We start from the raw sequence: 11,878 nt of genomic DNA on the forward strand, positions 1-11,878 counted from the left end.
TAGATGCAAGTAATACCATTATCGGAAGGGAGTTTCACAATTGATAAATCTAAAATTTTTGTTCCTTTTAATCTGGAAGCTGATAATTTACAAAACAGGCCCATTGGCAGTTTATTGGTAGAAGTGCAGCCTTTTGTAGTGATTACAGAAAAAGATATTATTTTATTAGATACCGGTTTGGGTTTTTCTGTACAACACACATTGCAATTGATTCAAAATTTACAAGCAAAAAATATTCAACCAGAACAGGTAACGAAAGTGTGGATGAGCCATTTACACAAAGACCATGCAGGCGGCATTAGTAAAAAAAACAATCTGGGATTTTATAACCTTACCTTTTCTAATGCGGTATATTATGTTCAGGAAGAAGAATTTACTTATGCCATGGATACAGGATTTCCCTCTTACATGATTGAAGAAATTGAAGTGCTGCATCATCATCCGCAAGTGCAATGGTTACATGGCAATGGCAGGTTAACAAATAATATCGGTTACGAAATTGAATATGAAATTACCGGTGCGCATAGCCTTTTTCACCAAATTTGTCGCATAAAAAATAATTCACAAACCATTTTTTTTGGTGCGGATGATGCCCCACAATTGCAGCAAATGAAAAGTAAGTTTATAGCTAAATATGATTTTGACGGAAAAAAGGCCATGCAATTAAGACAGCAATGGTGGCTGGATGGTAAAGCTCAAAATTGGACCTTTTTATTCTACCACGATATTGCAACACCGGTGTATCAAATGTAGCCTTCAGCAAACATTTATCGTTAATTCGGTAAACCGTTTTGTCTTCGCCTTTCCAATTCGTTCTTTAAAACCAATCTAAAATTTCTTTCGCATAGAAATACTTTATTGGCTCTTTCATCGGTACCCAGTATTTGTTTAAATTGGTTGTAATAGTTTTTCTTAACCCCTAAAATAGCTTCATCCAATGCCAACACATTGGGATTATTGAGATTATTTTTTCTTGCCTCTTTCAAAGCATCTAGATAATCATAATAAACCGGCCAGAATTGCTGTGCTTCCTCACTGTTTAAATTTAACTGTTTGGTGATGTAAGCAATTTTCAAACCCTGAATATTGGCAAAACGATTATTGGTGGGTTGTGCAAATACCTGTAGCCCACAAAACAACAAAACAAACAAGAATGTATAATTTTTTTTCATCTGCAAATTTTTCATGCTCCAAATATTCAGCATTTGATCATCAAACGCCAATCTGATTAGTGCTTAACTTCCAACTTTTTGTTTGGTTTCGGCAGCTACCGGCAGGTTTACAACACCTTCAGTTGCCTTTAAATAGCCTTTCAACTCATCATCACTAATGTTTTGTAAAATTTCCTGCACATCCTGCATAGTACCATCTGTATCAATACTGGCGGTATCATTCACATAAGCGGGAGCAGTAATATCATTGTTCAAATAATTTTGAATGGCTTCATCGCTTACATTCGTAATTTCTTTATTCAAACTAAAAGCATTGATAGATGAAGTAAGCATGGTATTGTTCCACAATGCACCGGTTACCAAAATGCCTGCCATAACAGCCGCCGCTGCATAAATTATCCATTTGCGGGTTTTACTAAAGCCAATTACTTTTGCCTTAGTTTGTTCCTGAACAGGCGTAAAATCAGTACGCTCAAAATATCCCGGAGGCACACTGTAAACAGGCATTTTTGAAATTTGATTGAGCAATGGTGCCACTTCCTCTAATTCCTCCCAAACTGTTTGTTGGGAATTATCCTGTTGCTGAATCCGTTGTAATATTTGATGCGGCAACTCATTAAAATAATTATTCGGAACCGCAAACGGATTTTGGGGAAAGGGAAATAGGGATGCTCCTTCATCTTCACGAATTTTAAGCAATAAATTGCGTGCAAACTGTTCAAAATAATTATGAGGAACAGTATAAACCTGCGTGGGTTGTATCTGAACCAACCCCGGAGAATGTTCTTTCAACTCCTGCAATATCATTTCACTTCTCAACATCATGGTATAAAGACTAATTTTTGGAGTAATCGTTTAACAGTTTATAAGTTTTTAATTACTTCTTCAATTTTTTTAGCTGCATGGTGGTAGCTCGCCTTCAATGCGCCCTCGCTGGTATCTAATACTTTACTCATTTCCTCATAAGGCATTTCATCAAAATAACGCAGGTTAAACACCAATCGTTGTTTTTCAGGCAATTGTTGAATGGCCAACTGCAGTTTCCATTCTAACTGATTGGCATTAAAATTTTCATCTGCCCGAATTTTATTGCTTAAACCACTTTCCATTTCATCAAAACTTAAAGTGCCTTTTTTCTTTTGTTGCTCCAAAAAAGTAAGGCATTCATTGGTGGCAATTCGGTATAACCAGGTGTATAATTGGCTATCTTCCCTAAAATTTTCTAATCCTTTCCAAGCTTTAATAAATACATTTTGCAACACATCGTTGGCATCTTCATGATTCACTACCATTCTTCGGATATGCCAGTATAATTTTTCCTGATATTTCTTTACAATGGCAGTAAATGCCCGCTCTTTTGTAGCCGGTTCCCGAAACTCATATAACAATACGGTATCATCGTTTTGCATGCAGGGAAATTAAATAAAAAACAGAAATAAAACTTGCTTAGACTGTTTTTTTATGGAAAAGTTTAAAGTAAAAAAGTTTATATTACCACTATTTTCACATTATTACTAAATTAGAATACAAATACACATGAAGCGAATTGCTTTACTGCTTTGTTTTTATCCATTTTGGCTTTCAGCACAGGTTTCTGAAGATGAAGCTGCCATCCGAAACATATTACAACAACAAGTAGTTGCCTGGAACAATGGCAATTTGGATGCATTTATGCAAGGGTATTGGAAAAATGACAGTTTGCAATTTATTTGGCAGCAACGGGCCTGTATATGGTTATAACAAAACTTTGGCCAATTATAAAGCACATTATTCCACTAAAGCACAGATGGGCCATTTTACTTCCACTATTTTGCGTTTGCAATCTTTATCTAACAATTATTGCTATGTAACCGGTAAATGGCATTTGGAAAGAACAGTGGGGAATGCCGAAGGTTACTATACCTTATTGTTTAAAAAAATAGAAGGGCAATGGGTCATTATTTCCGATCATAGTTCCTGATGAAATCATTTGAGCGGATGCTTCTTTCTCCAAATTTTTAGAACGTAATAAAAAACAAATGCACCACTCAACAATACCCACACATAAAATATAATATTGCCTGCAGTTAAATGATGTTGCACTTCTGCAAATTTTAACTTTAACCCAATTGCAATATTTACAAACAGCCAAAGTAATATTGCTGCAATGGTATTGATGATTTTTACAAAAAATGCCCTGATATCTTCTTCCAATATAATTGTATTTACAGCTTAACAATCAGTGTTGCTGAATGGTTGATATTAATCTAAACTTTGGTTGGCTGTAGCTGCTAATTTTAAAATACGATCAAATTGTGCCGGTGTTAAATCATTATAAAAATAGTAAATAGGATCAACCGGTTTCCCATTTTTATGTACCTCATAATGACAGTGCGGACCAGTACTTTTGCCGGTACTACCCACATAACCAATCACTTCACCCCGCTTTACCACTTCGCCCGACCTGGCTTTTACTTTAAACATGTGCCCATATAAGGTTTGATAACCATAGCCATGATTAATGATTACTTCATTACCATAACCACCGGTATTAAATCCGGCTGTTTGCACTACACCATCTGCAGTAGCATAAATAGGCGTACCCAGTGGTGCAGCAAAATCTAATCCTGCATGAAACTTGGTTACTTTATAAACCGGGTCAATTCTATAACCAAAACCACTCGCTATTCTATTTAAGTTTTTATTGCTTACCGGTTGAATGGCAGGAATAGCCAATAACAACTTCTCCTTATTCTTTATCATGTTATCAATATCGGCATAGCTTTTTCCCTGATAAGCCACCCGCAGTGTTAAATTATTCAACTGATTTTTAATATTATTCACCAATTCGGTTTCTGTTTGCCCTTCTAATAATTTAATTTCATTTTTGGTTTCCATAATCTTGGTTCTGGCGCTATCGGGTATGGGGGTTGATTCAAATATGGTACGGTACACATTATTATCCCGATCTTCCAGTTCCTGCATTTGCACTTCCAACTGTTTTACCCTTTCTTGTATAAGGGCATAATTTTCAGAAAGATCGCGATTTTGCTGACGCAGTAATTTCTCTTTCGGGCTGTCAACAAATTGAAATACCAATAATACCAGCAATACTCCTGTAACAAGCGAAGCTGCGATAAAACCAATTACCTGCAATATTCGAACCCGCAATGGTACTTCTAATTTCTCGAACCGAAGGGTATGTGTATTATAATAATATTTTATTTTTCGCATAAATATGATTGTTTTTAAACACCGCTAAAAAGCCACTATTTGAGCTAACGGTTTCCCATGTTATAACCACATGGCATTAGAACATTGGATTCTCATTCTGTTTCATCAACTTGATGATAAATGTATTCAAATAATTTGTTTGTTTTGCATGGTACCAACTTCAAAGTAAAACAACAGCTGTTTTTTCAGTGAGCGATGTACAGCCATATTTTTATTCAAACCAAATTCAGTTGTATTCATAAAAAAATACATATTCAATTGAAACGAATAAATTTTAGTTGCATACCGTATGTTTAAGCATAGGGTTTGCTTACCTTTGAACGCTGACAAATAATTGGCAAAGGTAATTGTAATGATTGCTAAACTTTTAGTAAAATTTTGAAACAGGTATGTTAACATCGGCAGAAATAAGGCAACAATTTTTAGATTTTTTTGCCTCAAAAGGGCATAAAATAGTGCCCTCGGCTCCTATTGTGTTAAAAAATGATCCCACATTATTATTTACCAATGCAGGGATGAATCAGTTCAAGGATATTTTTCTGGGCTTACAACAGCCAGCCGCAGTTCGGGTGGCAGATACCCAAAAATGCCTTCGGGTAAGCGGCAAACACAACGACCTGGAAGAAGTAGGCGTAGATACTTACCACCATACCATGTTTGAAATGTTGGGCAACTGGAGTTTTGGCGATTATTTTAAACCGGAAGCCATTGCATGGAGCTGGGAATTGTTAACCAATATATACCATGTTGATAAAGAAAGGCTATATGTAACCGTATTTGAAGGCGATGCAACAGAAGGATTACCGGAAGATGTTGAAGCACATACAGAATGGAGTAAATGGATTGCACCGGAAAAAATTTTGCCCGGCAATAAAAAAGATAATTTCTGGGAAATGGGCGATACCGGCCCATGTGGGCCTTGCACCGAAATACACATTGACTGCAGAACAGATGCCGAACGGTTAACCATTGACGGTAAAACACTCGTTAACAAAGATCATCCACAGGTTATTGAAATCTGGAACAATGTATTCATTCAATACAACCGTTTAAAAAACGGCAAACTGGAACCCTTACCTGCCAAACATGTAGATACCGGAATGGGATTAGAACGCTTGGTACGTGTTATTCAAAACAAAACCAGCAATTACGATACAGATATTTTTACACCTACTATTACATTAACCGAACAAATTACACACCGGAAATACAACAATACACAAAGCAAACAGGATATAGCGTTTAGAGTAATAGCTGATCATATACGTGCCATTGCTTTTACCATTGCCGATGGACAATTACCATCTAATAGCGGTGCCGGATATGTGGTTCGCCGCATATTGCGAAGAGCAGTACGTTACTATTTTTCTTATTTACAATACAAACAACCCTTATTGTTTCAGTTAATACCTGCATTGGCAAAACAATTCAATCATGTATTTCCGGAGCTGCAACAGCAGGTTGATTTTGTGGTAAAAGTAATTAAAGAAGAAGAAGAAGCCTTTTTACGTACATTAGATAAAGGGCTTAAAAAAATGGATGAATTAATAGAACAGGCAAAAAAAACAATACATACCACTATTGATGGCAAAAGTGCATTTGAATTATTTGATACATTCGGCTTCCCTATTGATTTAACGAAACTCATTGCAGTAGAAAATAATTTACAGGTAGATGATAAGGGTTTTGAAGCTGAAATGCAATTACAAAAAAACCGGTCAAGAGCGGCAGGTACTATTGATGCAGATGATTGGGTAATATTACAACCCCATGCATTTACCGAATTTATTGGTTATGATACCTTAAGTATTGAAACAAAAATTGTACAATACAGAAAAGTTACCGCAAAGGGAAAACAAGCTTACCAGGTGGTGTTAAACGCTACCCCATTTTATGCAGAAAGCGGTGGCCAGGTGGGCGATACCGGGTGGCTTACCATTGCCAATGAAACCATTGCAGTAACTGATACCCGTAAAGAAAATAATGTATTTATTCAATTTACCGAAACATTACCTGCTCAGTTAAATGAACCGGTTATTGCCAGTATTAATATCCCCCGTAGAAAAGCCATTATGGCGCACCATACCGCTACTCATTTGCTGCATGCTGCACTTAGAAAAGTATTGGGCACCCACGTTGCACAAAAAGGCAGTTTGGTAAATGAAGCCTATTTGCGATTTGATTTCTCACATTTCGCAAAGCTTACTGATAAAGAATTAGAAAATATAACAGCTTTGGTGAATGAAAAAATAAGGGAAAATATTCCGGTAGTTGTTCAAACCATGAAAAAGGAAGATGCCCTGAAAATGGGCGCTATGGCTTTATTTGGTGAAAAATATGGAGATGAAGTACGTGTGGTAATCATAGACCCCTCCTATTCCGTTGAATTGTGCGGCGGTACCCATGTAGGCAGTACCGGAGAATTGGGAATTTTTGCCATTCAACACGAAACTGCAGTAGCTGCAGGTGTGCGCAGAATTGAAGCTGTTTGTGGTATTGCAGCGGAACAATGGATGCAACAACAATTACATACTTTACAGGAAGCAAAAACATTACTAAAAAACCCAAAAGACCTGTTAAAAGCCATTGAACAGCATTTGGAAGAAAATGCACTACTGAAAAAACAGGTAGCCTATTTAGAGTTGAAACAAATAGAACAAATTCAGGAGCAACTATTACAGCAAGCAGATACCGTTAACCATACACATTTTATAGGTAAATTGTTAGATGTAATGCAACCCGACATATTGAAAAAACTTTGCTTTCAATTAAAAAACCAACTTACCGGAAATTATGTAGTTGTACTGGCTGCAAATATATCAGGCAAACCACATGTTGCTGTGCTATTATCTGAAACAATGGTTACTGAAAAAAAATGGGATGCCAACCAACTCATTAAACAACATATTGCACCCATTATTAAAGGCAGCGGTGGCGGACAAAAAACGCTGGCAACTGCTGGCGGACAAGATGCCAGCAATCTGCACAATATTTTTCAAACCATTCAGTCACTTTTATAAATCAGCATACAAATTTGCAGCTCATTGTAAACCGGAACTGTTGCTCCGGTTTTTTTATGTCATAGCGTGAAATGATTTTAACATTTCCGAAGGTATTCGTAATTAAAAATCCTTATTACATTTGATCTACTAAACATTTCGTATAACTTCAAAACTGTATTGTATGAACAAAAAACAAATCATTTTGCCCCTGTTGGCAATGGCCATTACAGCAGGCATTTCGGCACAAACTAAAGAGAACGACGATATTATTATTCATAGAAAAGGAAACGCGCAACAAAAAACCACTATTGTAATTGATGGCAAAAACATTACCGTAAACGGCAAGCCGGTTGATCAATGGAAAGATGGCTCTATTGAAATAGTACAAGCCGATTCAAACTCCATTTCCTTTAATTTGCCTGAATTTCAACAACAATTCGAACAAATGTTTGGGCCTAATTCACCAAGAGGTGGAGTTCAATTTTTTAGAAGAATGGGGCCGGTAAACGCTCACTTAGTTAACAAAGCGCAATTAGGGGTAATTACCCAAAAAGCCGAAAACGAAACAGGCGCTGCTGTTAAAGAAGTGAAAACAGGCACTCCTGCAGAAAAAGCCGGATTACAACCTGGAGACATTATTCAGAAAATAAATAACAACCCCATTCAAAACAGTGAAGATTTATATAAAGCGATTGGCCAGTTTAAACCCGGCGATACGGTAACCATTTCATATGTAAGAAATGGTGTATCTAAGACCACACAGGCTGTGTTACAAAAAAATCAAATAACAGCCAATGAAAATCAATGGGGCGAAGGAACTTTTAATTTCCAAATGCCACCTATACCCGAGGTGCCGGAATTCAATTTCAGAAATATGAATAAAAAACCAATGTTGGGTGTACAAATTGAAGAAATGGAGAATAATGCAGGCGTAAAAATTAATAGCGTTAATCCCAATTCACCCGCCGAAAAAGCAGGAATTGAAAAAGGAGATGTTGTTACCACTATTGATGGAAATACCGTGAAGAGCATTGAGGATATTAAACAAGTGATGAATAGTAAAAAAGAGGGTGATGCTGTAAGTTTAACCTATCTACGTGATGGAAAAAAACATAACACTACTATTGTTTTCCCTAAAACCATCAAAAAAGCTACCTTATAAATTCTGCCCCCAATGAAAATCCAAACCAGCCACACTAATGTAACAATTGGTGTGGTTTTTTCATTTTAAAATGGCCGTTTTTGCCTAATGTTATAAAATGATACCTTTACACAGCAAAATTATCAAGTGACTATTGAATTGAACGAATGGATTATTCAAAATATGAACCCGTAATTGGCCTTGAAGTACACGCACAATTACAAACTAAAAGTAAATTATTTTCAGGTGATGCCAACCGTTTTGGTGGCCACCCCAATACCCAAATTAACCCCATTACACTGGCACATCCGGGCACGCTTCCTAAAATCAATAAAAAAGCCATTGAATATGCCATTAAAATGGGTTTAGCCTGCCATTGCACCATTGAAACCCTGAATTGTTTTGCCCGAAAAAATTATTTTTACCCCGATTTACCTAAAGGATATCAAATATCGCAACATACTACCCCTATTTGCATAGGAGGCTATATCCCTATTCTTATTGTCGGAACCGAAAAAAAAATTCATTTAAACAGAATTCATATTGAAGAAGATGCCGGGAAAAGCATTCACGATGCAATTGATGGATTTACCTGCATTGATTATAACCGCGCAGGAACGCCACTCATTGAAATTGTAACAGAGCCTTGTATTCAATCGGCTGAAGAAGCCTTCCAATATTTAACGGAAATTAGGAAGTTAGTACGCTGGATAGATATTTGCGACGGGAATATGGAAGAGGGCAGTTTGCGATGCGATGCCAATATTTCTATTCGTTTAAAAGGTGAAAAACAACTGGGTACCAAGGTAGAAGTAAAAAATTTAAACTCTATTCGTAATGTTAAAAAAGCCATTGAATATGAAGTAGAACGCATGATTACATTAGCAGAAAATAGGGAACCCATTGTTCAGCAAACCAGAAGTTTTGATGCTACTAACGATACCACCTTTGCTATTCGTGAAAAAGAAGAAGCCAACGATTACCGATATTTTCCGGATCCCGATTTGGTACCATTTTTCATCAATCAGTCTACTATTGAAGCCATTCAAAAAACAATGCCAGCCCTACCCAATACCTTAGAACAAAAGCTTCAGCATGAATATGGGTTAAGTGCATATGATGCGCATCAGTTATGTGACGATAAACATACAGCGGCCTTTTTTGAGGCTACTGCAACCCATACCCGTCATTTCAAAGCCATTGCCAACTGGATGCTGGGCCCTTTAAAACAATACCTGAATGAACAAGGACATGATTTTAATCAATTATCACTACTTCCCAAAACATTAGCTGGCATTATACAATTAGTTGCCGACGGTAAACTTAATTTTTCAACAGCCGCTACCAAATTATTACCTGCTTTAATTACAACAAATGAAGACCCGATAATAACCGCCGAAAAACTGAACCTGATACAAGTATCAGACAACAATGCAGTTTTAGAATGGGTACATCAGGTTATTACAGCAATGCCCGAAAAAGTTGCCGAATATAAAAAAGGAAAAAAAGGATTAATGGGCTTGTTTGTTGGCGAAGTGAAAAAATTAAGCAAGGGTAAAGCTGATCCTAAAATAACTACAACAGTTTTAGAAAAAATTTTAAATGAAAAATAATAGTGCTGCAAACAAGCTGCATATTCAATTAGTATTTCAAAACAAAGCGTTTATTTAAACACAAATAATAATATATGAAACAATTTGTATTAGGTATCGTACTGGTTTTTACACTATTTGCCTGCCAGCAAAAAAAATACGGAGCTTTTATTGTGAGTGGAAGAATTGAAAATGCACCTGCCAATAAAATTTTATTAGAGGCATTACCCTTTGGTGCACAGGAACCGGTAGTAGTTGACTCAACAACACTATCCTCGAACGGAAATTTTGAATTAAGAGGAACTGCCACCACTGAAGGCCTTTATTTATTGGCAATAGAAAATGGGCCGCAGGTTTTATTTATTAATGATAGTAAAGATATTAAAGTAGTAATGGATGCCCATAACTACAAAGCTTATACAACCAATGGTTCGCCGGCTTCAACTGCACTCCATCAGTTTTTAGAACAATATAGTACAAAATTTGGGCCTTTGGCCGATGCCTATCTGCAGGCAGATTCTATACAAAATACACCCCATGCAGATAGTGCTTTAATAGCCGCAGTAAACCTGCGCAAAGAAACCTTATTAAAAAATTTCAATGGATTTTTAGAGCAAACCATAAAAGAATCCAATAGCCCTGCACTCACGTATTATGTAATTGGTAAGGCATTTAAAACCATGCAACCTGATGCCATTAAACAATTAACAGATGCATCGATAGCAAAATTTAAAGATAACACAGGGTTATTACGCTTGCAGGAAATTATTAATGGCCAAATGGCTACCGATCCTAAAATTGCTTTGATGAATAAACCGGCACCCGATTTTACACTGGCAGATACCTCGGGTAAAATGGTATCGTTAAGCAGTTTTAAGGGTAAATATGTGTTGGTAGATTTTTGGGCCAGTTGGTGCAGCCCCTGCCGTCAGGAAAATCCGAATGTAGTGGCTACTTTTAACAAGTATAAAGATAAAAATTTTACGGTTTTAGGAGTATCATTAGATACCGATAAAGCTGCTTGGTTAAAAGCCATTCATCAGGACCACCTCACCTGGACGCATATTAGTGATTTAAAGCAATGGCAAAGTAGTGTGGTTGATTTGTATAAAATAACCGGTATTCCATTTAATGTGCTGGTAAACCCGCAAGGAATTATTATTGGTGTTGAATTAAGAGGCGCAGGTTTGCTAGACAAATTAGCGGAGGTGTTGAAATAAAGTGTTTGACCAATTTAATAGTTCACCTAAATTCATTAAATAACATTCCAATATAGGAAGATAGACAAAAATCTAAAAGTGGGATGAAGTTTTAAGAAATGTTTAAATAATCCAAGTTTCCTGTTTTAAATAATCACCTTTACTTGAAAAGCAAAAACGAATAGTAATATTTTAAGTGAAATAGTTAAAACTTAATCTGACAGTTGGGTTAAATTGCAAATGAAATAACAAACAATTTAACCACTTTAAAAACTGTCAGAAATGAATGTAGAAACAAAATTAATCCAAAGCAAATTAGGATTACTCAAATTAGCAGAAAAATTAGGTAACGTATCAGAGGCTTGCCGTGTTTACGGTTACAGCCGCGATAGCTTTTACCGCATTAAAGAACTCTATGATACAGGCGGTCCGATTGCCTTGAAAGAAATTAGTCGCAAAAAACCAATTCCGCAAAACAGAATTGAGCCGGAAATTGAGAAGGCTGTTGTAGAAATGGCTTTTGAAAATCCTGCTTTGGGTCAGTTGCGTGTATCCAACC

The 11,878-nt window shown here is 36.5% G+C and carries 13 protein-coding genes; 8 read left to right on the forward strand and 5 right to left on the reverse strand.

What is annotated here, in order from left to right; translation table 11 throughout:
* Positions 1-3 precede the first annotated feature (3 nt).
* The gene (locus A0F92_RS09995; protein WP_068245160.1) at positions 4-753 is read left to right on the forward strand and encodes an MBL fold metallo-hydrolase; all 750 of its coding nucleotides are present in this window, start codon (positions 4-6) and stop codon (positions 751-753) included.
* 20 nt (positions 754-773) lie between these two features.
* On the opposite strand, the gene A0F92_RS10000 is transcribed toward A0F92_RS09995, so the two are convergent.
* The 3 genes from A0F92_RS10000 to A0F92_RS10010 form a co-directional block, all read right to left on the reverse strand.
* Positions 774-1,172, reverse strand: coding sequence for a hypothetical protein (locus A0F92_RS10000; protein ID WP_068245163.1), 399 nt, complete (start codon positions 1,170-1,172; stop codon positions 774-776).
* Positions 1,173-1,235: 63 nt separating this feature from the next.
* A complete protein-coding gene (locus A0F92_RS10005) occupies positions 1,236-1,997 on the reverse strand; it encodes a hypothetical protein (protein WP_068245166.1) in 762 nt (253 codons plus the stop codon).
* 38 nt (positions 1,998-2,035) lie between these two features.
* Positions 2,036-2,581, reverse strand: coding sequence for an RNA polymerase sigma factor (locus A0F92_RS10010; protein ID WP_068245169.1), 546 nt, complete (start codon positions 2,579-2,581; stop codon positions 2,036-2,038).
* Positions 2,582-2,708: 127 nt separating this feature from the next.
* Here A0F92_RS10010 and A0F92_RS15830 point away from each other — a divergent pair, with 127 nt between their 5' ends.
* A complete protein-coding gene (locus tag A0F92_RS15830) occupies positions 2,709-2,912 on the forward strand; it encodes a Cif family virulence factor (RefSeq protein ID WP_253810340.1) in 204 nt (67 codons plus the stop codon).
* A gap of 7 nt (positions 2,913-2,919) precedes the next feature.
* A complete protein-coding gene (locus A0F92_RS15835; protein ID WP_253810342.1) occupies positions 2,920-3,132 on the forward strand; it encodes a Cif family virulence factor in 213 nt (70 codons plus the stop codon).
* Positions 3,133-3,137: 5 nt separating this feature from the next.
* Here the strand turns inward: A0F92_RS15835 and A0F92_RS10020 are convergent, their stop codons facing one another.
* Together A0F92_RS10020 and A0F92_RS10025 are read right to left on the reverse strand one after the other, a co-directional pair.
* Positions 3,138-3,365 carry a hypothetical protein gene (locus A0F92_RS10020; protein WP_068245172.1) on the reverse strand — a complete coding sequence of 76 codons (228 nt, stop codon included), beginning with the start codon at positions 3,363-3,365 and terminating at the stop codon, positions 3,138-3,140.
* Positions 3,366-3,413: 48 nt separating this feature from the next.
* Complete coding sequence (locus A0F92_RS10025; protein WP_068245175.1) at positions 3,414-4,385, reverse strand: M23 family metallopeptidase; 972 nt, start codon at positions 4,383-4,385, stop codon at positions 3,414-3,416.
* Positions 4,386-4,774: 389 nt separating this feature from the next.
* Between A0F92_RS10025 and alaS the strand changes: the two genes are divergently transcribed.
* The 5 genes from alaS to A0F92_RS10055 all read left to right on the forward strand — a co-directional run.
* Positions 4,775-7,405, forward strand: a complete 2,631-nt coding sequence (gene alaS, locus A0F92_RS10035; protein ID WP_068245182.1) for an alanine--tRNA ligase — start codon at positions 4,775-4,777, stop codon at positions 7,403-7,405.
* Positions 7,406-7,568: 163 nt separating this feature from the next.
* The gene (locus A0F92_RS10040) at positions 7,569-8,549 is read left to right on the forward strand and encodes a PDZ domain-containing protein (RefSeq protein ID WP_068245185.1); all 981 of its coding nucleotides are present in this window, start codon (positions 7,569-7,571) and stop codon (positions 8,547-8,549) included.
* 146 nt (positions 8,550-8,695) lie between these two features.
* Positions 8,696-10,141, forward strand: a complete 1,446-nt coding sequence (gene gatB / locus A0F92_RS10045; protein WP_068245188.1) for an Asp-tRNA(Asn)/Glu-tRNA(Gln) amidotransferase subunit GatB — start codon at positions 8,696-8,698, stop codon at positions 10,139-10,141.
* A gap of 74 nt (positions 10,142-10,215) precedes the next feature.
* Complete coding sequence (locus A0F92_RS10050; protein WP_068245191.1) at positions 10,216-11,340, forward strand: TlpA disulfide reductase family protein; 1,125 nt, start codon at positions 10,216-10,218, stop codon at positions 11,338-11,340.
* Positions 11,341-11,601: 261 nt separating this feature from the next.
* On the forward strand, positions 11,602-11,878 hold a 277-nt coding region (locus A0F92_RS10055; protein WP_167517003.1), incomplete at its 3' end, for a helix-turn-helix domain-containing protein.

Origin of the sequence: Hydrotalea flava, assembly GCF_001623405.1 — a bacterium.
Classification (GTDB): domain Bacteria; phylum Bacteroidota; class Bacteroidia; order Chitinophagales; family Chitinophagaceae; genus Hydrotalea; species Hydrotalea flava.